At 40.9% G+C, this 25,475-nt stretch carries 24 protein-coding genes; 19 read left to right on the forward strand and 5 right to left on the reverse strand.

The annotated features are described in order from the left end of the window. The first annotated feature begins 1 nt into the window (after position 1). Genes AB5N96_RS02570 through recO form a run of 3 tightly spaced genes read left to right on the forward strand, consistent with a single transcriptional unit; the run spans position 2 to position 2,093 of the window. Positions 2–361 carry a diacylglycerol kinase family protein gene (locus tag AB5N96_RS02570; protein ID WP_499704578.1) on the forward strand — a complete coding sequence of 120 codons (360 nt, stop codon included), beginning with the start codon at positions 2–4 and terminating at the stop codon, positions 359–361. A gap of 28 nt (positions 362–389) precedes the next feature. After that, positions 390–1,295, forward strand: coding sequence for a GTPase Era (era, locus tag AB5N96_RS02575; RefSeq protein ID WP_204591871.1), 906 nt, complete (start codon positions 390–392; stop codon positions 1,293–1,295). Between the two features lie 15 nt (positions 1,296–1,310). Next, positions 1,311–2,093 (forward strand): DNA repair protein RecO, encoded by a 783-nt coding sequence (recO, locus tag AB5N96_RS02580; protein WP_204591872.1) that lies wholly within the window; start codon positions 1,311–1,313, stop codon positions 2,091–2,093. Positions 2,094–2,109: 16 nt separating this feature from the next. Here the strand turns inward: recO and AB5N96_RS02585 are convergent, their stop codons facing one another. Then, complete coding sequence (locus tag AB5N96_RS02585; protein ID WP_499704617.1) at positions 2,110–3,480, reverse strand: glycine--tRNA ligase; 1,371 nt, start codon at positions 3,478–3,480, stop codon at positions 2,110–2,112. A gap of 306 nt (positions 3,481–3,786) precedes the next feature. Between AB5N96_RS02585 and ccpN the strand changes: the two genes are divergently transcribed. The 11 genes from ccpN (at position 3,787) to AB5N96_RS02640 (ending at position 16,996) form a co-directional block, all read left to right on the forward strand. Continuing rightward, positions 3,787–4,440, forward strand: a complete 654-nt coding sequence (gene ccpN / locus AB5N96_RS02590; RefSeq protein ID WP_239584990.1) for a transcriptional regulator CcpN — start codon at positions 3,787–3,789, stop codon at positions 4,438–4,440. Between the two features lie 13 nt (positions 4,441–4,453). Next, the gene (locus AB5N96_RS02595) at positions 4,454–5,275 is read left to right on the forward strand and encodes a pyruvate, water dikinase regulatory protein (RefSeq protein ID WP_204591876.1); all 822 of its coding nucleotides are present in this window, start codon (positions 4,454–4,456) and stop codon (positions 5,273–5,275) included. Between the two features lie 207 nt (positions 5,276–5,482). After that, complete coding sequence (gene dnaG, locus AB5N96_RS02600; RefSeq protein WP_499704579.1) at positions 5,483–7,300, forward strand: DNA primase; 1,818 nt, start codon at positions 5,483–5,485, stop codon at positions 7,298–7,300. A 31-nt stretch (positions 7,301–7,331) separates the two neighbouring features. Next, positions 7,332–8,456, forward strand: a complete 1,125-nt coding sequence (gene rpoD / locus AB5N96_RS02605) for an RNA polymerase sigma factor RpoD (protein ID WP_204591880.1) — start codon at positions 7,332–7,334, stop codon at positions 8,454–8,456. 888 nt (positions 8,457–9,344) lie between these two features. Beyond that, the gene (merR, locus tag AB5N96_RS02610; RefSeq protein WP_499704580.1) at positions 9,345–9,737 is read left to right on the forward strand and encodes a mercury resistance transcriptional regulator MerR; all 393 of its coding nucleotides are present in this window, start codon (positions 9,345–9,347) and stop codon (positions 9,735–9,737) included. A gap of 24 nt (positions 9,738–9,761) precedes the next feature. Further along, on the forward strand, positions 9,762–11,402 hold the full coding sequence (gene merA / locus AB5N96_RS02615) for a mercury(II) reductase (protein ID WP_013859289.1): 1,641 nt from the start codon (positions 9,762–9,764) through the stop codon (positions 11,400–11,402). A 242-nt stretch (positions 11,403–11,644) separates the two neighbouring features. After that, positions 11,645–12,967: an ISL3 family transposase gene (locus AB5N96_RS02620; RefSeq protein ID WP_285615401.1), complete on the forward strand. Its 1,323-nt coding sequence runs from the start codon at positions 11,645–11,647 to the stop codon at positions 12,965–12,967. Positions 12,968–13,457: 490 nt separating this feature from the next. Then, on the forward strand, positions 13,458–14,597 hold the full coding sequence (locus AB5N96_RS02625; protein WP_204591882.1) for an acyl-CoA dehydrogenase: 1,140 nt from the start codon (positions 13,458–13,460) through the stop codon (positions 14,595–14,597). A gap of 131 nt (positions 14,598–14,728) precedes the next feature. Next, positions 14,729–15,106, forward strand: a complete 378-nt coding sequence (gene cccA / locus AB5N96_RS02630; protein WP_499704581.1) for a cytochrome c550 — start codon at positions 14,729–14,731, stop codon at positions 15,104–15,106. Between the two features lie 94 nt (positions 15,107–15,200). Further along, positions 15,201–15,893: a tRNA (adenine(22)-N(1))-methyltransferase gene (locus AB5N96_RS02635; protein ID WP_392453902.1), complete on the forward strand. Its 693-nt coding sequence runs from the start codon at positions 15,201–15,203 to the stop codon at positions 15,891–15,893. Further along, positions 15,890–16,996: a Nif3-like dinuclear metal center hexameric protein gene (locus AB5N96_RS02640; protein ID WP_499704582.1), complete on the forward strand. Its 1,107-nt coding sequence runs from the start codon at positions 15,890–15,892 to the stop codon at positions 16,994–16,996. Before AB5N96_RS02635 ends, AB5N96_RS02640 begins: the two co-directional genes overlap by 4 nt. A gap of 852 nt (positions 16,997–17,848) precedes the next feature. Here AB5N96_RS02640 and AB5N96_RS02645 read toward each other — a convergent pair. Both AB5N96_RS02645 and AB5N96_RS02650 read right to left on the reverse strand, forming a co-directional pair. Then, entirely contained in the window at positions 17,849–18,823 is a 975-nt protein-coding gene (locus tag AB5N96_RS02645) for a 4-hydroxy-3-methylbut-2-enyl diphosphate reductase (protein ID WP_499704583.1), read from the reverse strand. A gap of 69 nt (positions 18,824–18,892) precedes the next feature. Next, positions 18,893–19,126 (reverse strand): hypothetical protein, encoded by a 234-nt coding sequence (locus tag AB5N96_RS02650; RefSeq protein ID WP_499704584.1) that lies wholly within the window; start codon positions 19,124–19,126, stop codon positions 18,893–18,895. A 98-nt stretch (positions 19,127–19,224) separates the two neighbouring features. Between AB5N96_RS02650 and AB5N96_RS02655 the strand changes: the two genes are divergently transcribed. The 5 genes from AB5N96_RS02655 to AB5N96_RS02675 all read left to right on the forward strand — a co-directional run bounded on the left by AB5N96_RS02655 (position 19,225) and on the right by AB5N96_RS02675 (position 23,536). Next, positions 19,225–20,523, forward strand: coding sequence for a DEAD/DEAH box helicase (locus AB5N96_RS02655; RefSeq protein WP_392453899.1), 1,299 nt, complete (start codon positions 19,225–19,227; stop codon positions 20,521–20,523). Positions 20,524–20,534: 11 nt separating this feature from the next. After that, complete coding sequence (locus tag AB5N96_RS02660) at positions 20,535–21,419, forward strand: deoxyribonuclease IV (protein ID WP_392453898.1); 885 nt, start codon at positions 20,535–20,537, stop codon at positions 21,417–21,419. Between the two features lie 104 nt (positions 21,420–21,523). Beyond that, positions 21,524–22,291: a metal ABC transporter ATP-binding protein gene (locus AB5N96_RS02665; protein ID WP_204589351.1), complete on the forward strand. Its 768-nt coding sequence runs from the start codon at positions 21,524–21,526 to the stop codon at positions 22,289–22,291. Beyond that, positions 22,284–23,126 (forward strand): metal ABC transporter permease, encoded by an 843-nt coding sequence (locus tag AB5N96_RS02670; RefSeq protein ID WP_392453896.1) that lies wholly within the window; start codon positions 22,284–22,286, stop codon positions 23,124–23,126. Before AB5N96_RS02665 ends, AB5N96_RS02670 begins: the two co-directional genes overlap by 8 nt. Then, entirely contained in the window at positions 23,123–23,536 is a 414-nt protein-coding gene (locus AB5N96_RS02675) for a Fur family transcriptional regulator (RefSeq protein ID WP_392453895.1), read from the forward strand. Before AB5N96_RS02670 ends, AB5N96_RS02675 begins: the two co-directional genes overlap by 4 nt. Positions 23,537–23,705: 169 nt before the next feature. On the opposite strand, the gene AB5N96_RS02680 is transcribed toward AB5N96_RS02675, so the two are convergent. Together AB5N96_RS02680 and ispG are read right to left on the reverse strand one after the other, a co-directional pair. Continuing rightward, positions 23,706–24,272, reverse strand: coding sequence for a hypothetical protein (locus tag AB5N96_RS02680; RefSeq protein ID WP_392453894.1), 567 nt, complete (start codon positions 24,270–24,272; stop codon positions 23,706–23,708). A 1-nt stretch (position 24,273) separates the two neighbouring features. Next, positions 24,274–25,395, reverse strand: a complete 1,122-nt coding sequence (ispG, locus tag AB5N96_RS02685; RefSeq protein WP_275580355.1) for a flavodoxin-dependent (E)-4-hydroxy-3-methylbut-2-enyl-diphosphate synthase — start codon at positions 25,393–25,395, stop codon at positions 24,274–24,276. Between the last annotated feature and the right edge of the window lie 80 nt (positions 25,396–25,475).

Consider the following 25,475-nt stretch of genomic DNA (forward strand, 5'->3'; position numbering starts at 1 on the left):
TATGCGACGTGAAGTAAAGTCATTCCAAAATGCATGGCAAGGGATTTTTCGTGCAACCAAGTTGGAGCGTCACTTAAAGTTTCATATTGTAGCGGCTATCGGAACGATTGCTGGTGCTTTCATTCTTCAGTTTTCCGCTTTAGAGTGGGTGGTCCTTGTCCTGACCATAAGTGGAATGATTGCACTAGAGTTGGTCAACACTGCAGTTGAGCGTTTAGTTGATTTCGTGCAGCCTGAATGGGATGAGAGGGCAGGACAGATAAAAGACATTGCGGCAGGCGCATGTCTCATTTATGCGTGCGGTGCACTAGCAATTGGGTGTATACTATACATTCCAAAACTAATTGAAGTGATCAGTTAGAGAGGAATGAACGGAGGAATTTTTTAGTATGGAATCAAAATTTAAATCAGGCTTTATCTCGATCATTGGTCGACCAAACGTAGGAAAGTCGACATTCTTAAATCGAGTCATCGGTCAAAAGATCGCTATCATGAGTGACAAACCACAGACAACTCGCAATAAAGTGCAAGGTGTTTTGACACAAGATACGAGCCAAATGATCTTTATTGATACACCAGGTATGCACAAACCTAAGCATAAACTGGGTGATTTTATGATGAAAGTTGCAAAGAACACGATGAAAGAAGTAGACGTCATCATGTTCATGGTCAATGCAACTGAGCCCATTGGATCTGGGGACAAAATGATTATGGAACTACTAGAAGGTAATCAAACACCTGTATTTTTAGTGATTAATAAAATTGACGAAGTACATCCAGATGAACTATTTGGAATCATTGATTCTTATAAAAATGAATACAAATTTGCGGAAATCGTACCCATCTCAGCACTGCAAGGAAACAATATAGATCGTCTACTGTCTACAATCGAAAGCTACTTACCGGAAGGACCTCAGTATTATCCAGCTGATCAAGTAACTGACCACCCAGAACGTTTTATTATTTCGGAATTGATTCGTGAGAAAGTATTGCATGTAACACGTGAAGAAATTCCTCATTCAATCGCAGTTGTCATCGAGCAGATACGAAAAGAAGAGGGGAAAGAATTAATCAATGTCTCTGCAACGATTGTAGTAGAACGAGATTCTCAAAAAGGAATCGTCATCGGTAAACGAGGAGCGCTTCTTAAAGACATCGGAACAAAAGCGCGTCAAGACATTGAAATGCTTCTTGGTTCAAAAGTATTTTTAGAGCTTTGGGTAAAAGTTCAAAAAGACTGGCGCAATAAGTCTAATCAATTGCGCGATTACGGTTTCCGTGACGATGAGTATTAAGAGGGAGGCCTCACCATGCTGACAAAAGTAGAGGGATATGTGCTACGAGCGATTCCTTACGGAGAGAACAATAAAATTATAACTATTCTCACCGAAGAACTTGGGAAGCGAACAGCCATGGCGCGTGGAGCTAAAAAGCCGGCAAGTCGATTTTCTGCTGTCACGCAGCCCTTTACACATGGTCACTTTTTACTTCAACAGGGAAAAGGAATGGGGACCCTGCAACAAGCAGAAATTATTCAGTCGATGCGTCATATCCGTGAGGATTTTTTAAAGACAGCGTATGCGAGTGTTATAACAGAGCTTGTTGATAAACTGACAGAACAAGATGTAGCCTCGAGTGGCATTTATCAGCTTCTTCATCAAGCAATGCAAGCCATTGAAGAAGAACAAGATCCAGAAGCTATTTTATTGTTCGTGGAATGGAAGATGTTACCGGTCGCTGGAATTCGACCCTTCTTAGATGGTTGTGCAAATTGCGGGTCAAAAGAAGGGGAGTTTGCATTTTCTTTTCAACAGATCGGATTTTTGTGCCATAGATGTTTTCACATAGACCCTTACATCATTCGATTGACACCTGTGCAAGTTCGCTTGATTCGAACATTTATGTTCACGTCACTCGAAGAAGTGAACTCCATTCAACTGAAAAAAGAAACGAAGCAATTCATGCGAAAGATTGTTTCAACAATTTACGAGGAACAAGTGGGCATCCATTTGAAGTCACGGAAATTTTTAACGCAAATCGAACGCAATCCTTTGCTGTTTGCAGACGAAAAAAAGGACGTCCCTGAAGACTAGGGACGTCCTTTATCTATTAAAATTCTAAGTGTTTTTCAATGTACGCTTTCACGTCTGCGACTTTCATACGTGTTTGTTCCATTGAATCACGGTGACGCACTGTCACTTGTCCATCTTCTTGTGAATCAAAGTCATACGTGATACAGAACGGTGTGCCAATTTCATCCTGGCGACGGTAGCGTTTCCCAATGGATTGCGACTCATCGTAGTCCACCATGAAATGTTTGCTAAGTTCAGCAAATAATTCACCTGCAGGTTCGCTCAATTTCTTCGAAAGTGGAAGAATTGCTGCTTTGAACGGAGCAAGAGCTGGGTGGAAGCGCATCACATTTCGTGTGTCGTCACCTTCTAATTGTTCTTCTTCATACGCATTGATCAAGAAAGCAAGTGTTACGCGGTCTGCACCAAGAGAAGGCTCGATCACATAAGGGACGTAACGTTCGTTTGTTAAAGGATCAATGTATGTGAAGTCTTCGTTTGAGTGTTCCATATGTTGCTTCAAATCGAAGTCTGTACGGTCTGCAATTCCCCAAAGCTCGCCCCATCCAAATGGGAATTTGTATTCGATATCGACTGTTGCATTTGAGTAATGCGACAACTCATCTTGATCGTGCTCACGCAAACGAATCGTATCTTCTTTCATCCCTAGGTTTAGTAACCAATCTTTACAGAAGTCACGCCAGAATGCGTACCACTCTAGGTCTTCCCCTGGTTTGCAGAAGAATTCAAGCTCCATTTGTTCGAATTCACGTGTACGGAATGTAAAGTTACCCGGTGTAATTTCATTGCGGAAACTTTTTCCGATTTGACCAATCCCAAACGGCACTTTTTTACGCATAGAGCGCTGTACATTTTTGAAATTGACGAAAATACCTTGTGCCGTTTCAGGACGTAAGAAAATTTCGTTCGTAGAGCTTTCCGTAACACCTTGGAATGTCTTGAACATCAAGTTGAACTGACGAATATCTGTGTAGTCGAACTTCCCACAAGTCGGGCAGACAATGTTGTGCTCATCGATTAATTTCTTCATGTCATCAAAGGATAGACCGTCGACAACCATTTCGATTCCTTTTGCGTCAAGTGCGTCTTCAATGATCTTGTCTGCACGATGACGTGATTTACAGGCTTTACAATCAATCATCGGATCATTAAAGTTTCCGATATGTCCAGAAGCCACCCACGTTTTTGGGTTCATTAAAATCGCTGCGTCAATTCCGACATTCGTTGGCGATTCTTGAATAAACTTTTTCCACCATGCTTTTTTAATATTGTTTTTCAGTTCGATTCCTAGTGGGCCGTAATCCCATGTGTTCGCTAAACCACCATAGATTTCAGAGCCAGGAAAGACAAATCCACGTTGCTTGGCAATGCTTACAATCGTCTCCATGTTCATCGCTATTCCTCCTTAAGTATTGGACAAAGAAAAACGACCCGCCCACGGGCCTATTGCCCGAGGACGAGTCGTTAAACCCGCGGTTCCACCTCGATTGACTGAAACTAGTCAGTCCTCTTTGTCCGGATAAGACTCCTGGATGCCGTTTCATACCATGCAGGCTTTCACTATTTCCTGCTCGCTTTAGGCGGTACTACTTATTGTCCACTCAACGTCTCTATTTGAATAAAATTAGTATAGCATGAGCAAGTTTACTTCGCAATCACTCCTTATGTGCGCTATAATTAGACTGAAATTTTGATGAACTTTGAGGCGGTGGAAACAATCGAACTCAATAAACGACAAGTAGAGATCCTCGATATTGTTAAAGAGAATGGACCGATCACAGGTGAACAGATTGCGGACCGACTTAGTCTAACGCGCTCGACACTTCGCCCGGATTTAGCCATACTGACAATGGCAGGCTATCTTGATGCACGACCTCGTGTCGGTTATTTTTATTCTGGAAAAAAATCTGGACAGGCAATTTCTGAAACGATGACCAAGTGGAAGGTCAAAGATTTTCAATCTGTCCCGGTTGTCATACAAGAACATATCTCCGTTTACGACGCAATTTGTCAGCTCTTCTTAGAGGATGTTGGCTCGATGTTCGTTGTGAACAAAGCGGCAATTTTAACAGGTGTAGTGTCGCGCAAAGACTTGCTCCGCATATCTATAGGGAACCAAGACCTGACGAAGATGCCGGTGCATATGATGATGACGCGGATGCCAAATATAACGGTCTGCCAAAAAGAGGATCCGCTGTTAAGTGCCGCTCAACTCTTAATGGATCGACAAATCGATGCATTGCCGGTCGTCAGAAAACAAGAAGATGGGTTTGAAGTTGTGGGCCGTGTAACGAAGACGACAATCACTCGCGCATTTTTAGCGCTTGCAGATGAACACGACATTTAAGGAGAGTGGCTGCATGCACATTTTTATTATTTCAGATTCAATCGGAGAAACTGGAGAGCTCGTAGCGAAAGCAGCGCTCAGCCAATTCGAAGAAGTGTATCATAAAGCAAAAATTAAACGCTTTACCCATATTGATTCTCTTGAGCATATTCAAGAAATAGTGACGCTTGCAAAGTCACATCGTGCAATTATCATCTACACACTCGTGCGGGACGACATGAAAGATCAAGTGGCATCCCTATCTGAGCAGTCAGGTGTCGAAGCAATTGATCTGATGGGACCTGTTATCACAAAGTTTGAAAAAGTCATCGGTTCACAAGCGATGCAAGAACCAGGTCTTGTTCGCCGCTTAGATGAAGATTACTTCGCAAAAATCGAAGCGGTAGAGTTTGCTGTCAAATATGATGATGGACGAGATCCAAGAGGTCTTTTGCAAGCTGATATCGTCTTAGTAGGGGTTTCTCGCACATCCAAGACGCCTCTATCGCAATATTTGGCGAACAAACGATGGAAAGTTGCGAATGTACCCTTGGTTCCAGAAGTGGAGCCGCCAGAAGAACTCTATGAGATCGACCCGGCAAAATGTTTTGGCTTAGTAATCAATCCTGAAAAATTGAATTCTATTAGGCGGGAGCGGCTCAAGGCAATTGGCTTGAGTGACGAGGCAAACTACGCTAAAATAGAGAGAATACAAGAAGAGCTTGACCACTTCCACTCAGTCGTTTCTAAAATTCAGTGTGAAGTTATTGATGTTACGAATCGCGCAGTCGAAGAAACGGCAAACATTATCATATCCAAAAGACAAGATTCACTAAAAAATTGCACACGTACTTAAAAAAATCCGGGCGACCATCGTCCGGATTTTGTCACGGTATACGTTTCAAAATCAAATTATTCCATAGCGATTGACCCCGATTTAGTTTATAATAATTCTTTGTGATTAGAATTTAACTAGTTTTAAAGAATTAATGTCGATTTTTGAAGGATTTTCGTTATCACTTGTAGAATAACGATAGAGTAAGCAAAGAGTAGGTGAACCAAAATGGCTAAGCATGTGGATGATGAAGTGATTGAACAAGTCCGGTCATCCGTCGATATTGTGGATGTTGTTGGGGAATATGTTCAATTGACAAAACGTGGACGAAACTATTTCGGACTGTGCCCATTTCATGGTGAACAAACACCTTCTTTTTCTGTAGCACAAGAAAAACAAATTTTTCATTGTTTTGGGTGTGGTGCGGGTGGAAATGTCATCACCTTCTTAATGGATATCGAGGGATTGAGCTTTCAACAAACGATTAATCGCTTAGCTGAACGTGTCGGAATCGATGTTCAAATTGAGGACAGTGGAACTGCTCGAGAACCTGTTAAAAACTCTGCTCATGAGAAGTGGAAAGCAGCCCACACATTCGCTGCATCTTATTATCATCACCTTTTACTTAATACGGTGGAAGGTGAACAAGCTTTAGCCTATTTACATGAGCGTGGAATCGATGAAGAGACCATCAAGAAGTTTCAAATCGGTTGGAGTTTGCCAGGGTGGGACAATCTTTCATCACTGCTTAAACAAAGAGACTATGATCTTGCTGATATGGAGGCTTGTGGACTCGTCGTTCGTCAAGAGCAGAACGAGCGGTACTTTGATCGTTTCCGTGGACGTATTATGTTTCCTATTATGGATGAAAAAGGTCAAGTCATTGCGTTTTCTGGACGTATTTTGAATTCGGATGCTGATGAAGCCAAGTATTTAAATAGTCCAGAAAGTGAGCTGTTCCAAAAAAATGATGTGCTTTACAATTTGCACAATGCCCGAATGTCGATTCGACTTAAGAAACAAGTCATCTTAGCGGAGGGGTTTCTTGATGTCATCGCATTCACACGATCGGGTATCGATCATGTTGTCGGAACAATGGGAACAGCACTCACTCAAAATCACATCACACGTTTGAAACGTTTGTCGACAAATTTCGTCTTTTGTTTTGACGGTGATAAAGCGGGGTTTGAAGCGACAAGAAAAGCATTTGCGGCTACGGAAGCTAAACAAGTCCAGCGCACCGCAATCGTTTTACCTGATCAAAAAGATCCCGATGATTTTGTTCGAACAAATGGCAAGGATGCACTCACTAAAATCGTTGAAGAAAAGGGTCTATCAGAAATGGCATTTACAATGCTTTATTTCAGAAAAGGACTCAACTTTCAAAATGATACGGATGTACTTCGCTACACAGAAAATGTGTTAGAAGCTCTTGCCAAGTTTTCATCACCCATTGAACAATCGTATTATACAAAGCAATTAGCGAACGAAGTTGGAATTGACCAATCCGTCATTGAACAACAACTTCGAAAATTGCTCGCAAAACGTGCGCGTTCCGAACAAACACCACGAGAAGCGCCTCAAGTGGTTATATCAGAAAGAAAAACACAAAAACTCGATGCCACAAGTCGAGCCGAATATCTACTTCTTGCCCATCTTTTAGATGACCCGACTGCGCTAAGGTCACTTGGAATAGAAGAAGATATGGAAGTGTTTGTACACGATGAACTCGTAGAGGCATTTATTCATCTGTTAGCGTTCTATGAAAATTACCCACAAGGCGATTTTCAAAGATTGCTTGAAGTGACGGAAAATGCAGAGTTGAAACGAGTGTATATGTTTGCCACTATGCTAGAGAAAGATCCAGAAAGTAGCAAAAAGGAAATTGAAGATAGTATGCGTCAACTACGCAAATATCGGGTAGAGAAACGTATTGAGCACTTAATGCACGAATCAAAAGTAGCTGAAAAATTATCAGATTATACAAAAGCGCTCGATCTTGCAAAACAAGCGATCGAACTCAAGCGCACACTTCATAAAATCTGATGTCATTTAGGCACGTAAAGGAGGAATTCTTATGGCAGAAAAATCAGATCAGGTGAAAGAGGATTTGGAATTGTCATTAGATGAAGCAAAAAAGCAACTGATTGAGTTAGGTAAGAAAAATGGGGAATTGACATACGGGGACATCGCTGAGAAATTAGCTACATTTGAACTCGAGTCAGACCAGATTGAAGAATTCATTGATCAACTAGAAGGCAAAGGAATTGAGCTTGGCCGAAAAGATGGGGATGAAGAAGAACTCGATCAGCTAATGAATAAAAAAACGACGGAAACCTTCGATCTAAATGATCTGAGCGTTCCTCCTGGTGTGAAAATTAATGACCCAGTTCGTATGTATTTAAAAGAAATTGGCCGTGTCGAACTTCTAAATGCTAAGCAAGAAATTGAATTAGCAGAACGAATCGAATTAGGTGACGAAGAAGCACGCAAACGTCTTGCAGAAGCGAACTTACGTCTTGTAGTTAGTATTGCAAAACGCTACGTTGGTCGTGGGATGTTGTTCCTTGATCTAATTCAAGAAGGAAACATGGGATTAATAAAAGCAGTAGAAAAGTTTGATCACCGCAAAGGATTTAAGTTCAGTACGTATGCAACATGGTGGATTCGTCAAGCCATTACTCGCGCAATCGCTGACCAAGCTCGTACAATCCGTATTCCGGTTCACATGGTTGAAACAATCAACAAACTGATTCGTGTGCAGCGTCAACTTCTGCAAGACTTAGGCCGTGAGCCATCTCCAGAAGAAATTGGAGAAGAGATGGACCTTCCTGCAGAAAAAGTGCGTGAAATTTTAAAGATTGCTCAAGAGCCTGTTTCATTAGAAACACCAATCGGTGAGGAAGATGATTCCCACCTTGGGGATTTCATTGAAGATGCAGATGCGCAATCTCCGTCAGACCATGCAGCTTATGAGTTGTTAAAAGAACAGTTAGAAGATGTTCTGGATACGTTAACAGATCGAGAAGAGAATGTCTTACGATTACGTTTTGGTTTAGATGATGGGCGTACACGTACACTTGAAGAAGTCGGCAAGGTATTTGGTGTTACGCGTGAGCGTATTCGTCAGATTGAAGCAAAAGCTCTTCGCAAGCTACGTCATCCGTCTCGCAGCAAACGTTTAAAAGATTTCTTAGATTAATATCTTGCCCCTCAACTTCCGTGTTGAGGGGTTTTTTGGCGATTTTTTCCTAGAAAATCCCTACACTCAGAACGCCATTTCCTGGGTGAGTTTTCCCGAGCCTCCCCACGTAAACTGAAAGAAGGCCACTTTCAGTTTCGTTGCCGGGTCTCGGGAAAACTCAGATGGCCCGGGAAATGACGTCCTGACTTCCGGGATTTTACAGCAAATATAGATAAGCCTTGTAATTCGATGGAAAGCACACTGTATTCGATTTCTTTAATTATTTATTGGGAGTTCTTTTGAGTGCTGACTGTCAACTCTTCAGCTCCAATCGACAAGTGGAGGTAGTGAGTTCCTGGGGTGACGTTCTATTAATCTAAATGGAATCGAGTTGCACCTCCTAGAAATCCCGCAAGAAGCCATCGCATCCCATGAAGCAAAGAGCGCTTCACGGGCTCCGCTGTCATCTTGCACAATTTCTGAACAGTCGGCTCCACATCTAATTACAGTGGAGGCGAGAAGTGCAAGCTTCTCGTATGCCAAGAGGAGGCTCCGGTATGCTCCCCCCTGGGACTCACTACCGTAACGCCAGAGATTGAGTACATCTTTCTGAACAGTCGGCTCCACATCTAAAGTAATCGAGTTTCTTGAGTGGCGTTCTCCACATCTAAAAGCACATGTGTTTTATTTCGGGTCTTCGGAATATATAGTGGAATTACTTTCTTAATAGTTTAAAAACAACTGGTGTTTAAATCGGATTTTCTGGTGGGATGTTAGGACAATCAATAGTATTATATAAAAGTATCAATCACATACGAGTGATACGTTGGGGAAAAATAAAATAGTCCAATTTACTTGACCGCGTACTATGGTACACGGTTTATAATATTCATGGGGTGAAATAAGATGATTTATCGCATTAGTGAGTTTGCAGATAAATGTGGAGTTAATAAAGAAACGATTAGATATTACGAGAGAAAAAATTTATTACAAGAACCTCACCGAACGGAAGCTAGTTATCGGATATATACATATGATGACGTTAAGCGTGTTGGGTTTATTAAACGAATACAGGAACTTGGTTTTTCTTTAAGCGAGATTTATAAATTACTTGGTGTTGTAGATAAAGATGAAGTTCGTTGTCAAGACATGTTCGAATTTGTTTCTAAAAAACAAAAGGAAGTGCAAAAACAAATAGAGGATTTAAAACGAATTGAAACTATGTTAGACGACTTAAAACAACGATGTCCAGATGAAAAGCAATTACATTCGTGTCCAATAATAGAAACATTAACATGAGACATTAACGAAAGGGGCTTTTTTATGAATAAATTTAAGGTAAATATTCAAGGAATGACTTGTACGGGTTGTGAAAAACACGTAGAATCAGCACTTGAAAAGATAGGTGCTAAAAATATTGAGTCTAATTTTCGTCGTGGTGAAGCAGTATTTGAACTGCCCGATGATATTGAGGTTGAAAGTGCAATAAAGGCGATTGATGAAGCAAATTACCAAGCCGGAGAAATTGAAGAAGTATCATCACTAGAAAACGTGGCGTTAATTAATGAAGACGATTATGACCTTCTTATTATTGGTTCTGGTGCTGCTGCCTTTTCTTCGGCAATTAAAGCTATAGAATACGGTGCAAAAGTTGGAATGATTGAGCGTGGAACGGTTGGGGGAACCTGTGTGAATATTGGCTGTGTTCCGTCAAAAACTCTTCTTAGGGCAGGGGAAATCAATCATTTATCAAAAGACAATCCGTTTAAAGGTTTACAAACATCCGCTGGAGAAGTGGATTTAGCTAGTTTAATCACGCAAAAGGATAAATTGGTGAGCGAACTTCGGAATCAAAAATATATGGATTTAATTGATGAATATAATTTTGATTTAATTAAAGGTGAAGCAAAATTCGTTGATGCTAGTACGGTTGAGGTCAATGGGGCAAAGTTATCTGCAAAACGCTTTTTAATTGCAACAGGTGCATCGCCTTCGTTGCCCCAAATTTCAGGACTTGAAAAAATGGACTATTTAACTAGTACAACACTTCTTGAGTTAAAGAAAATACCAAAACGATTAACTGTAATTGGCTCAGGATACATTGGAATGGAGCTTGGACAACTATTTCATCATTTAGGTTCAGAAATAACGCTTATGCAAAGAAGTGAGCGACTTTTAAAGGAGTATGATCCTGAGATTTCAGAGTCAGTTGAAAAAGCGTTAATTGAACAGGGTATAAACCTTGTCAAAGGGGCAACTTTTGAGCGTGTTGAACAAAGTGGAGAGATAAAAAAGGTTTACATAACAGTAAATGGCAGTAAAGAAGTCATTGAATCAGATCAGTTACTTGTTGCCACTGGAAGAAAACCAAATACGGATTCTTTAAATTTAAGTGCAGCAGGTGTTGAAACTGGAAAAAATAATGAAATCCTGATCAATGATTTTGGTCAAACAAGTAATGAAAAGATTTATGCAGCAGGAGATGTGACGTTAGGACCGCAATTTGTATATGTAGCAGCCTATGAAGGTGGAATTATTACTGATAATGCTATCGGTGGATTAAACAAAAAAATAGATTTATCGGTAGTTCCTGCTGTTACGTTTACGAATCCGACGGTTGCAACGGTTGGTTTAACAGAAGAACAAGCAAAAGAGAAAGGGTATGATGTGAAGACATCTGTATTACCTTTAGATGCTGTTCCAAGAGCAATTGTAAACCGTGAAACAACCGGTGTATTTAAACTAGTAGCAGATGCAGAAACACTAAAAGTATTAGGGGTTCATATTGTATCTGAGAATGCAGGAGATGTCATCTATGCAGCATCATTAGCTGTTAAATTTGGCTTAACGATAGAAGATTTAACAGAAACCCTAGCACCATATTTAACAATGGCTGAAGGGCTAAAATTAGCTGCACTTACGTTCGATAAAGATGTTTCGAAATTATCTTGTTGTGCAGGCTAAGGGAACTTTTTTTTACAACTCCCTATTCAAGTGAACCAGCTAATACTGTACTAAAGGTGTGCAGTAGTTTAGCAAAGTCTACAAAAGATTTCATACACTATTTTGCGATCACCCATTATATAAATGCTTTAAGGGATTTTCTAAGTGCATTTGTGGTCACAAAAATAATTTAACACTGATGATTTCGACATCAAATCTATAATTGATACCTTAACACCGCAGAGTAATAAAGGATGAACAATATGTCAGACTTATTATCCCTACCAGACATTAAAACAATAGAACCACCACAAGAAAATGAAACCGATATGATGTTTAAAGTTGAAGCAGTCGGACCACCTGAACGTTGTCCTGAATGTGGTTTTGACAAGTTGTACAAACACAGTTCAAGAAATCAACTAATTATGGATTTGCCCATTCGTTTAAAGCGAGTGGGCTTACAATTGAACCGTAGACGATACAAGTGTCGTGAATGCGGATCCACCTTCTGGGAACGCCTAATATCTGTAGATGAAAAGCGTAGTATGACCAAAAGGCTTTTAAAGTCCATTCAAGAGCAATCCATGTCTAAGACCTTTGTAGAAGTCGCAGAAAGCGTTGGTGTTGACGAGAAAACTATTAGGAACGTTTTTAAGGACTATGTGGCACTCAAAGAACGTGAATACCAGTTTGAAACTCCTAAGTGGCTTGGGATAGACGAGATACATATTATCCGTAGACCTCGGCTTGTATTGACTAATATTGAACGCAGGACTATTTATGACATCAAGCCAAACCGTAACAAGGAAACAGTCATCCAACGTCTTTCAGAAATCAGTGACAGGACTTATATTGAGTACGTCACAATGGATATGTGGAAGCCTTACAAAGACGCAGTGAACACTATCCTTCCACACGCTAAAGTTGTCGTAGATAAGTTTCATGTAGTTAGAATGGCTAATCAAGCCTTAGATAACGTCAGAAAGTCTTTGAAAGCCCATATGAGCCAAAAAGAAAGACGTACCCTTATGCGTGAAAGGTTTATCCTTCTAAAGCGTAAACACGATCTAAATGAACGTGAATCATTCCTCTTAGATACTTGGTTAGGTAATCTTCCTGCTTTAAAAGAAGCCTATGAACTCAAAGAAGAGTTTTACTGGATATGGGATACTCCTGATCCAGATGAAGGTCGTCTTCGTTATAGTCAATGGAGACACCGTTGTATGTCCAGTAACTCTAAAGACGCATATAAAGACCTTGTGAGAGCCGTAGACAACTGGCATGTCGAAATATTCAACTACTTTGATAAAAGGCTCACTAACGCTTATACGGAGTCAATTAACAGCATTATTAGGCAGGTAGAGCGAATGGGTAGAGGTTACTCGTTTGATGCCTTACGAGCCAAAATCCTTTTCAATGAGAAGCTCCATAAAAAGCGTAAGCCACGATTTAATTCAAGTGCTTTCAATAAAGCTATGTTATACGATACTTTCAATTGGTATGAAGTGAATGATCACGACATTACAGACAACTTTGGTGTCGATTTTTCCACACTTATTAAGAATTTGGAGAAGGGTGATTTATAAGCCCTTTTCCACCATGAAATCCGAATACCCTTTATTTATTGGGAGTTCTTTTTAGTGCTGACTGTCAACTCTTCAGCTCCAATCGACAAGTGGAGGTAGTGAGTTCCTGGGGTGACGTTCTATTAATCTAAATGGAATCGAGTTGCACCTCCTAGAAATCCCGCAAGAAGCCATCGCATCCCATGAAGCAAAGAGCGCTTCACGGGCTCCGCTGTCATCTTGCACAATTTCTGAACAGTCGGCTCCACATCTAATTACAGTGGAGGCGAGAAGTGCCAGCTTCTCGTATGCCAAGAGGAGGCTCCGGTATGCTCCCCCTGGAACTCACTACCGTAACGCCAGAGATTGAGTACATCTTTCTGAACAGTCGGCTCCACATCTAGAAGTACATGTGAATTAAAACACATTCATTTTTATGCCAATTCCTCAAAAAGTTCTGTATAATCAAACATGTAAGCGTTTACTAAGGGAGAAAAAAGGGGATGTCAACATGAATTTTGATCTTACACAAGAACACCAAATGCTAAAAAACATGATGCGAGACTTTGCCAATGAAAAAGTCGCACCGGGTGCAATCGAACGCGATAAAACGAAACAATTTCCTACTGAAATCTTCAAAGAATTAAGCGACATGGGGATGATGGGCTTACCTTTCGACGAAGAATACGGTGGTGCTGGTGCAGATACAATCAGCTTTGCAATCGTTACAGAAGAACTGAGCCGAGCATGTGCTTCTACAGGAATTACATACTCCGCGCATATTTCATTAGGTGGTGCGCCACTTCATCTATTTGGAACAGAAGAACAAAAACAAAACTATCTTGCACCTATTTGTTCTGGAGAATCATTCGGTGCATTTGGTTTAACAGAACCAAATGCTGGATCAGATGCGGGTGGTACACAAACCACTGCAAAACTTGAAGGAGACGAATGGGTAATTAATGGAAGCAAAGTATACATTACGAATGCTAGTCACGCCAAACACTTGGCTATCACAGCCATTACAGGGACGCATGACGGCCGTAAAGAGATTTCTGCTATCATAGTGCCAACTGACGCTGAAGGCTTCACAATCATCGATAACTACGAGAAAATGGGACTCAACGCTTCCAATACAACTGAACTAGTATTTGAAAACGTCCGTGTTCCAAAAGAAAACCTATTGGGTGTTCAAGGAAACGGCTTCCGCCAGTTCCTAACAACACTCGACGGCGGTCGTATCGGAATCGGAGCAATGGCTGTTGGGATTGCACAAGCGGCATTTGATAAAGCGCTTCGTTATTCAAAAGAGCGTAAACAATTTGGCAAGTCTCTATCTGAATTCCAAATCACACAGTTCAAATTAGCAGATATGGCGATGAAAATTGAACTTGCACGCACAATGGTCTATAAAGCAGCTTGGTTAAAAGATCAAGGACGACCATTCGGAAAAGAGGCGGCGATGTGTAAACTATATGCTTCTGAGATTGCGATGGAAGTTGCAGATGAGGCTATTCAAATCCATGGTGGTTATGGCTATATGAAAGAATATGAGGTCGAGCGATTCATGCGTGACGCGAAATTACTTGAAATCGGTGAAGGAACTTCAGAGGTTCAACGAATGGTCATTGCGCGTCATATCGGGTGCTGATAGATTTGTCGAATTTGTCACAATGCAACAAAACTTGCCTTATTTCTCTTTTCGTTTTTTCGTGAATGGAGTACAATAATGATGTTGACTAATGTTATTAGTGATAGTGTGACCAAGAGGGAGGGTTATTGATGACAAAGAATCCAATCGTTCCGTACATTTTAATCATGCTTTTCGGGATCGGACTTATTTTCTTCCTTTCTGTTCAGGGTGTTGGAAACCAAGCAGAAATAGCTGAATCTGGCGAAGAGGGTACAGAGTCAACTGAAGGTGGCGAAGAAGCATCTGCAGGTGAATTCGACCCTGAAGTTCTAGCTCAGCAAAAATGTATCAGCTGTCACGGAAGCAGCTATGAAGGCCAAGGCGCATTCCCAGGTATTAAAGGATCAGCTTTATCTGAAGAAGAAATCGCTGACATCCTTGCTAATGGTAAAGGTGCAATGCCAGGCGGATTAGTTCCTGCTGAAAACATCGAAGAGATGGCTGCATGGGTTAAATCGTTAGAATAGTAAGCTAGAAGGTCTCACTCTATATAGAGTGGGGCTTTTTTCTTTGCTTTCTTCTCTTTGTTGAAATCGGTATACTACATATGAGGTGTTAAATATGAACAGTGAACAATTATCAGAACGTTTGAAACGAGTAGGAGAGCATGTACCTAAGAATGCACGTCTTGCAGACATTGGTAGTGACCATGCATATCTACCATGTTATTTAGCCAAGCAGCAACGAATTGAATTTGCGATTGCTGGAGAAGTCGTCAAAGGGCCATTTCAATCCGCAGAACGTCAAGTGAGAACAGAAGGTCTTACAGACATAATTGAAGTCCGGATGGGAGATGGGTTAGATGTCATTCGTGCAGAAGACCATATCTCAACGATTTCAATTGCTGGCATGGGCGGTCCACTCATTGCCAAAATAGTAGAGCGTGGGAAAATTAAAGCGAATCTAGCTGAACGCTTAATCTTACAGCCGAATGTTCATGCACTTGCTATACGCGAGTGGGCAGAACAAAACGGGTGGAAACTCATTCACGAAGAGATTTTAGAAGAGAATCAAAAAATTTATGAACTACTGGTACTTGAAAAAGGGACTATGAATTTGACGGATCAAGAACGTTTGCTAGGTCCACTATTGATGCACGAAAAATCTGCAACTTTCACGAAAAAATGGACTAGAGAATCTACAGAGTGGAAACGGATCTTGCAAAATCTCCCTGATTCAGACCGTCCGGAACTAGCTGAAAAACGACAAGAGCTTGAATGGAAGATCAAACTCGTAGAGGAGGCACTTCAATGAATGGACACAGAGTCATTGAATTATTCGAAAGATGGGCAAAACCAACCCTCGCCATGGAGGGAGATCCCATTGGTTTGCATATTGGAACGTTAAACAAAGAGATTTCTCGTGTTTTGGTTACTCTTGATGTCACACCTGCAGTCATTCAAGAAGCAATTGACAATCACTGCGAGTTAATCATTGCGCACCATCCTCCGATCTTTCGAAAGCTAAAGGCTGTCGATACATCTACACCAGTTGGCGCTATGATTGAGAAATGTATCAAGCATGACATCGCGGTCTATGCTGCACATACCAATTTAGATATCGCAGCAGGTGGTGTGAACGATATGCTCGCACAAGCTTTAGAACTTGAAGATATCGAAATACTGACTGAAACGTACTCGGAGCGGGTTATGAAATTAGCTGTTTTCATTCCAGAAACTCATGCAGATGCTATGCGTCAAGCGTTAGCGGGCGCTGGGGCAGGAGAAATTGGAGACTATGAACACGTATCGTATTCAATGAAAGGTCAAGGTCGTTTTCGTCCAGCGGAAGGAGCAGCCCCGTTTATAGGAGAGATTGGTAAGTTGGAACTTGTCGATGAGGAGAAAATTGAAGTCGTCTTTCCAACATCTAAAAAAGCACGTGTAGTAAAAGCAATGTTGAATGCCCATCCCTATGAAGAGGTGGCATATGATATCTATACATTAGACATTGAAGCAAACGAACATGGTCTTGGCCGAATCGGGCGAGTTCATGACATGAACCTAGAGCAATTTGCCAGTTACGTCAAACAGAAACTCGGCGTCCCGTTTGTTCGAGTGACGGGAGATTTTTCAAAGTCAGTTACAAAAATAGCTGTGATTGGTGGAGACGGCAATAAGTATATTTATGATGCGAAACGTGCAGGTGCGGATGTACTTGTTACGGGGGATATGTATTTCCACACAGCGCAGGATGCGGAGACAATCGGCTTGTCGATTGTGGATCCGGGACATCATGTCGAAGCAATTATGAAGCAGGGGACTGTTGATTACATGACGGAGCTTCTAAAAAACGAAAAGAAAGCGCCAGAATTCATTGCTTCTACCATTTCTACTGAACCGTTTAAGCTAGTCTAAAAATACAGAACGCCATTAGAACTTGAAAAGCCCTACAACTAGAACGTCATTTCCTGGGTGAGTTTCCCCGAGCCTCCCCACGTAAGCTGAAAGAAGAGCACTTTCATCTTCGTTGCCGGGTCTCGCGAAAACTCAAATAGCCCGGGAAATAACGTCCTAGCTTCCGAGCTTTGACATGTAAATTAAACTAGCAATCAGCATACATATCAAATTATAGGCTTTCTTCTCTTTAAGTTAGAGCATGCTCGCTTTCCTAAACTATGTTTTTTATTTTCTTTATCAGGCCTTGCGTTAGCACAGCCTGGCAGTATATATTTATCTGCAGCCATCCTATCTTTATTCGAGTGCTTCATAGAGGCGGAGCTGACTCAAAGACGATGATAGGCACAACTTCCTGCAAATATGGACTCGAAAAATTTTGATTTGACTGAAGACGATTGCGTAAGAACACAGTAAGAAGAATCGCGCTGGGGCCGCTCTAAAAAGCGGCCCCAGTCCTTTTCGTTCTTAATTTGATCTTGTAAGCAATCTTCGTAAGCTTAATCAAATTGTTCAAAGCCCACAGGAAATTACGGTCTAGTTGGAAGGATTTCCAGATAAGAGACAACTAGCTATTTTTCCCAAAAGGTACCTGGTACCCAAACAATTCCAATACAATTTATAAATATCGAGAACATAACGGAGGAATGCGGCTTCTAAGTGCATATTTAGTGAATAGTCATGGATGTCAGAATAGTGTTTGGGACAGGTACCTAGAAAAATAATAATATTATGGAAACTTAATTATGCGACAAAAAGAAAAGCAGTATCCTCTCTTGAATAAATTCAAAAGGGGATACTGCTGTTTTTTGATTAGTTAGCGTATGGTTCGATACGTATTACTGGTTTTGGAACTTTAATTTTCGGTAAAATTTTATCATTTGCTACTTTTTTCGTAGTATCATGTGTCGATGAATCTGCGGGGTCATACTTTTCTAAAAACTGAATGACCTCTTTTACGATAGGTGTAGGGGTAGAAGCACCTGCAGTAACAGAAACCGTTTCAACACCCTCTAACCATTCTAACTTTAATTCAGAAATATCTCCAATACGGTACGATGGCGTATCTGCAATTTCTTCTGATACTTGTGTTAGACGATTTGAGTTGTTACTCATTGGATCCCCAACAACAATTAATAATTCTGTGTCGCCCGCTTGTTCAGCAACAGCCTCTTGGCGAACCTGAGTAGCTAAACAAATTTCTTTATGCACTTCAATAGTTGGAAATTTAGCTTTTAATGCATCCATTAACTTTACAACGTCCCACTGAGACATTGTTGTTTGGTTCGTTACTAAAAGTTTTTCATTTGTTAATGTAAGATTATCGACGTCTTCCAACTTTTCAATCAAATGCACGTGATCAGGTGCAACCCCAATCGCGCCTTCAGGTTCTGGGTGTCCTTTTTTCCCGATGTAGAGAATGTCATACCCTTCCACTGTTTTCTCAGCAATCAAATCGTGCGTCACCGTTACGTCTGGGCATGTCGCATCAATAGACACTAAGCCTTTTTGCTTTGCCAGTTCACGCACTTGCGGGGACACTCCGTGAGCCGTGAAAATAACTGTTCCCGATTCTACTTGACGAAGAATCTCGAGACGATTTGGACCATCAAGTGTAATGATCCCATCTTCTTCGAACGCATCTGTCACATGTTTATTATGAACAATCATTCCTAAGATATATATTGGTCGTGGCAAACTTGTATCTAGTGCAGCATTTCGCGCGATGACCATCGCATCGACGACACCATAACAATAGCCGCGGGGTGAGATTTTTTTTACTTTCATGGAGAAACTCCTTTCACAACACATACTACATTCATTATAACGAAGGAATGGTGTCGTAGCAAAGTATAGCTATTTTGGCATAAATACTGTAGAATCACGAGAGTGTGTATTTTTTCGTTCCTGCGGTATCGGGGAAGAGATTCCCTGGAGCAGGCTAGCTAGCATTATGAACTGTTGAAGCAACGGACTAACCTGTTTAATGAGCGGGGCAAGTTGATGAGCAACTTGCAGCCATTCCATCAGGTTATCTGTTTTTTTTGTGGCTTGAGTTAATTCGAATGGATAAAATTCTTTGTACTTCACTCGGTCACTCCTTTCATAGTTAGTATATGAATGATAGGGAAAGACGTTAAAGACATGGTACAATAAACGAAGGTAGTAACCGGATAGGAGGGACAGCTATGTCCAAATTTAGCGACTATAATTTCCAGCCATTTTTGATGGATGCCATCAATGACTTGAAATTTGACAAACCAACACCGATTCAACAAAAAATGATCCCACTCATTATGAAAGGGAAAAGTGCCATTGGGCAGTCTCACACAGGGACTGGCAAGACGCACAGCTTCCTTTTGCCAATCGTGGAACAAATCAACACGGACAAACAAGAAGTGCAAGCTATTATTACGTCTCCAACACGTGAACTTGCCACGCAAATTCACAAGGCACTTCAGCAACTGATTGAGCACTCAGATATCCAATCGAAGTTATTTATCGGTGGTACAGATAAAGCCCGTGCAATTTCAAAACTGACAACACAACCGCATATTGTGGTCGGTACACCAGGTCGAATTAAGGACTTGATGGTTGAAGGTGCTTTACACGTGCATACGGCGTCTACTCTAGTTATCGATGAAGCAGATCTTGCTTTTGATTTAGGCTTCATCACAGATATCGATCAATTTGCAGGGAAGATGCCAGAAGATTTAAAGATGTACGTTTTCTCGGCAACCATTCCAGAGAAATTGCAACCGTTCTTGAAAAAGTATATGGCGTCACCTGAACATATCAACATCAATGATAAAAAACCTGTAGCAGAAGGCATTGAGTTTTTAGCGGTACCTGTGCGCGGTAAATCTAAAAAGAACCGTTTGGTCGAAGTGTTAGAAGTTATTAATCCGTATCTCGCAATTCTTTTCGTCAACACAAAGAAATACGCAGACAAAGTAGCGCAACATTTAAATGAAAATGGCTACAAAGTCGGCTTACTTCACGGTGATATTTCTCCACGTGAACGAAAAAAAATGATGCAGAGTGTTCATGATTTGGAGTATCAGTACATTGTAGCAACAGATTTAGCAGCACGTGGGATTGATATTCCAGGTGTATCACATGTGATCAACTTAGAAATTCCAAGTGACCTTGAGTTCTTCATACACCGTGTTGGTCGTACAGCACGTGCTGGACTTGAAGGACAAGCCATTATCTTGTACCAACCAGAAGATGAGGATGCGCTAAACCGCATTGAAAAAATGGGAATCACATTTAAGCATGTTGATATCAAAAATGATGAATGGGTCGAGTTGAAAGACCGCCATGCTCGTAAGAATCGTCAAAAAGTAGACAATGAAATAGATGCGAAAGCAAAAGCACTTGTCCGTAAACCGAAAAAAGTAAAACCTGGATACAAACGCAACATGAAATGGGAAATGGACAAAGTGAAAAAGAGAGAACGCAAAATTCGTAACCGCAAACGCTAGGGGGATGAACAATGTTACTAGGGTCACATGTTTCAATGAGTGGCAAGAAAATGCTTGAAGGTGCGAGTGAAGAAGCACGAAGTTATGGCTCATCGACATTTATGATTTATACAGGGGCACCTCAAAACACTCGAAGAAAGCCAATCGAAGAATTAAATATCGAAGCTGGCCTTGCGCATATGGCAGCGAATGGTATGTCCAATATTGTCGTTCATGCTCCGTATATCATCAATTTAGGCAACACAACAAAACCCGAAACATTCGCACTTGGTGTAGACTTTTTGCAAAGTGAGATTGAACGCACACACGCGCTTGGCTCAAAACAGATTGTTCTCCACCCAGGTGCACACGTGGGCGCTGGTGTAGAAGCGGGCGTAGCGCGTATTGTTGAAGGCTTAAATACAGTGCTTGAGACAAAAGGTGATGTCCAGATTGCTCTTGAGACAATGGCAGGAAAAGGGTCTGAAATCGGTCGAACATTTGAAGAGATTGCGATGATTATGGAGGGTGTTACACATAACGAACGTTTATCTGTTTGTATGGACACCTGTCACGTTCACGACGCAGGCTACAATGTTCGAGAAGATTTCGATGGTGTATTAAATGAATTTGATAAAATTGTTGGGCTTGATCGACTAAAAGTCATTCATGTCAATGACTCGAAAAATGTACAGGGCGCAGCGAAGGACCGCCATGCCAATATTGGTCATGGTGAAATTGGATTTGAAGCACTGCATTATGTGATTCATCATCCACAACTTGCAGCACTTCCCAAAATCTTAGAAACACCTTTTGTTGGTGTCGATGCAAAATCAAAAAAAGCACCGTATGCAATCGAAATTGAGATGTTGAAATCTGGTAAATTTAATCCGGATGCATTAAATGCGCTTATGTAAGATCGCCAATTGGCGGTCTTTTTTTATTTACATTCAATTTTACTTCCAGTATACTGAATCAAGTGTAAATCGGAATGATTATTAGTTAGAAAGAAGTGTCGTCTATGACTCCATATATAGAAATGAATAATGTGAGTTTCTACTATGATAAAACGGAAGCTCTACAAGATGTCTCGCTCACAATCAATGAAGGAGACTTTTTAGCGATTATTGGCCCGAATGGTTCAGGGAAATCGACGTTAATGAAAATAATTCTAGGCCTCCTTCGTCCTATGAAAGGGGAAGTCCATTTATTTGGAAAGCCTGTGCAAGATTTTAAGGATCGTGCTTGCATCGGTTACGTCTCTCAAAAATCCAATAGCTTTAATAGTGGTTTTCCTGCTACAGTTTTTGAAGTAGTCCGAAGTGGTCTTGCAAAAAAATCAGGTTTATTTCATAGGTATCCAAAAAATGTAGCAGACCAAGTGAAAGAAGCCTTGATTTCTGTCGGTATGCAAGCGTATAGTGATCGCCCAATAAGTGCTTTATCTGGGGGACAGCAGCAGCGTGTGTTTATTGCTAGGGCGTTAATTAGCAAGCCTAAGATATTATTGCTTGATGAACCAACTGTAGGAATTGATCAACAGAACATGCAATCGTTCTATCGCATGTTAACGCATTTGAATACGCATCATGGAATTACAATCATTTTAATAACGCATGATGTCGATGCCGTCTCTAAAAGTATTTCACACGTGGCTTGTTTGAACCGCACGATTCATTTTCATGGCTATCAAAAAGATATGGCAATGCTTTCCGATGAACAGCTTGAGAAATGGTACGGCCATCCCGTCCGACGTGTGACACACGGGGGAGGCCATACCCATGATTGAAGCAATCCTTACGTATGATTTTTTACGGCAAGCATTTATCTCAGGAATATTAATTGGGATTATGGCGCCTCTACTAGGTGTGTTCATAGTGGTACGTCGTCTTTCGCTCATTGCAGATGCACTGAGCCATGTGACCCTTGCAGGAATCGCGGGTAGCTTATTTTTGAGTCAAACTGTGCCGGCCCTTGCGTTGCTCAATCCGTTGTATCTCGGAATGGCGTCAGCTGTGGCAGGGTCAACCTTAATTGAGAAATTACGTTCTCTTTATAAACACTACCAAGAACTCGCTATACCCATTATCATGTCTGCAGGACTTGGTTTAGCTGCTTTATTTATTTCACTTGCGGATGGCTTCCGAACAGATCTATTTTCGTATTTATTTGGTTCGGTATCTGCGGTGAGCTATCAAGATATGATGATTGTTATCGCCGTTACAGCAATTGTTGTACTATTCTTACTTGCATTCTTTAAAGAACTATTTGTATTATCATTTGATGACGAGTATGCATCTGCTGTAGGTCTTCCCGCAAAATGGATTCACTTTATGTTCATGATTGTTACAGCTTTAGTTATTGCTGCTTCAATGCGCATTGTGGGAATTCTCTTAGTGTCTTCACTAATGACTTTACCGGTAGCAGCTGCAATGCGGATTGCGAAAAGTTTTAAAAGTGCCATACTTTGGTCGTTATTGTTTGGCCAGTCGGCAGTATTAATTGGTCTTGTGACTGCCTTTTATTTGGACCTAGCTCCAGGCGCAACGATTGTGTTGACATCTATTTTGATTTTACTTATTGTCATTGCAATTGTTTCGAATCGGAAGGGGAGAGTAGTATGAATGAAAGAAAAGCATGGGGAATATTGAAAGAAAATGGTTTTAAACGGACAGATAAACGAGAGCGCCTTGTGGAACTTTTAACGAAAACAGATAAATATGTGACGGCTAAAAATGTAGCCACAGAACTGCGTGCAGATTATCCATCTATGAGCTTTGATACGATTTATCGCAACTTGCATACATTTGTAGAGTTAGGAATCTTAGAAGAGACAGAGCTTTCTGGAGAGAAACATTTCCGAATGCATTGTGACGTGGATCATCATCACCATCATTTTATATGTATGGAGTGCGGGGACACGAAACAAATTGCAATTTGTCCAATAGACTCTATCAAGCAAGAAATTCCTGGATATGCCATTGAAAACCATAAATTAGAGGTTTATGGGAAATGTCCAGAATGCCAACTATAAAATGTGCAGACCGCGGCTTCAAAAACTTCGAGTAAACAAGATGTGCCTGCTATGACGTTGAGTTCCACTGCACTCAACTTTATTTGCTCAATAGATATCTAGTATTAATTTTCTATTTCTAAAATAAAAATCCAGCGATTTCTCAAGATGAGAGAACCGCTGGATTTTTTTATTTAATTGGAAAGTGATACTTAATCCAAGCATCTGCTTCTTTCCAGTTTTGTACGCGTACTACTTGCTTCGGAACAGGTTGTCGATTATACGGTGTGTCAAATAATAAAACCGGTATATCGAGTTCCTCACCAATTTCTACAGCATTGTCGTGCTTGTCTTCAAAAAATGCATCGACTTGATGAATACGAGCAGTTTCTACTTTATTATGAGAACCGATCAATTCAATATGATCATAATGGAGCTCTTGTTGTTTGAACCAGTCTAGCGTCACGTCCGATACGTTTTCACCTCGTGCAGAGATGAAATACAACTCGTAATGCTTCTTCCACTCGTCTAACACACGTTTTGCATGCTCTTGAATAGGAGAAGTAGCGTAGATTTTAGGTTCGGCCTCTTTAAACCATTTGTAAAATGTCATTTGATCGACAGGGAAAGCTGCCGTCAAATCGTATTCTTTGATATCATCTAAAACAAGATTTGTCTCAAAGGCTTCATTGATATGGGGAAGAAGGGACGTTGGACACGTGACCGTTCCATCGATATCGATTCCAAAACGAGCCATTCTAGACTTCCTGACTTTGCGCATTTTGCTTTTCAAGTTCTTGTTGCGCAAAATATTCAGCTGCAATTTTATCAATTTCTATTTTTAGTTCTTCCACCATTGTTTCTTCTGGCACTTTTCGTACCGTCTTCCCTTTACGGAAGAGAAGTCCTTCTCCACGTGCACCAGCAATCCCGATATCTGCTTCACGTGCCTCACCAGGACCGTTTACCGCACAACCGAGTACAGCTACTTTGATTGGTGCTTTAATTGTTGAGATATATTCTTCTACTTCGTTTGCGATAGAAATCAAATCGATTTCAATACGTCCGCAAGTAGGGCATGAAATTAATGTTGCAGCATTAGAGGATAATCCAAATACTTTTAATAGTTCGCGAGCCACTTTAACTTCTTCGACTGGGTCTGCTGAGAGAGAAACACGTAATGTATTTCCGATACCCATGCTTAGAAGAGTTCCTAAACCGGCTGCACTCTTGATTGAACCTGCGAATAATGTACCGGATTCTGTAATCCCTAAATGAAGGGGATAATCAAATGCTTGTGAAGCTAGACGATAAGCTTCAATAGCCAAGTTGACGTCCGAAGCTTTCATCGAAACAATGATGTCATGGAAATCAAGGTCTTCAAGAATTTTTATATGATGTAAAGCACTTTCAACCATACCTTCTGCAGTTGGGTAGCCGTACTTTTCTAAAATTTTACGCTCAAGTGACCCCGCGTTTACACCAATACGAATTGGAATATTTTTCGCTTTCGCTGCATTTACAACAGCTTCTACTTTTTCACGACGTCCAATGTTTCCTGGATTGATACGAATTTTATCCGCACCTTGCTCAATCGCAATCAGAGCAAGCTTGTAATCAAAGTGGATATCAACAACAAGTGGGATGTTGATTCGTGCTTTAATAGCACCGATTGAATAAGCTGCACGCTCATCTGGGCATGCAACACGAACAACCTGACAGCCGGCTTCTTCAAGACGAAGAATCTCAGCTACTGTTGCGTCCACATCATGTGTTTTTGTAGTTGTCATACTTTGAATAAATAATTCATTACTTCCACCAATGGTGATATCTCCAACACGTACTGGGCGTGTGTTTGAACGATGGATCATTTCTGGCATTGTTTTCGCTCCTTTTGTTGTTGCGCTTCACTTCATTCTACCAATGTACCAGACAGAAAGACAAGAAGGAAGCTTAATCC

It is taken from the genome of Chryseomicrobium imtechense (assembly GCF_041475995.1).
GTDB lineage: Bacteria > Bacillota > Bacilli > Bacillales_A > Planococcaceae > Chryseomicrobium > Chryseomicrobium aureum.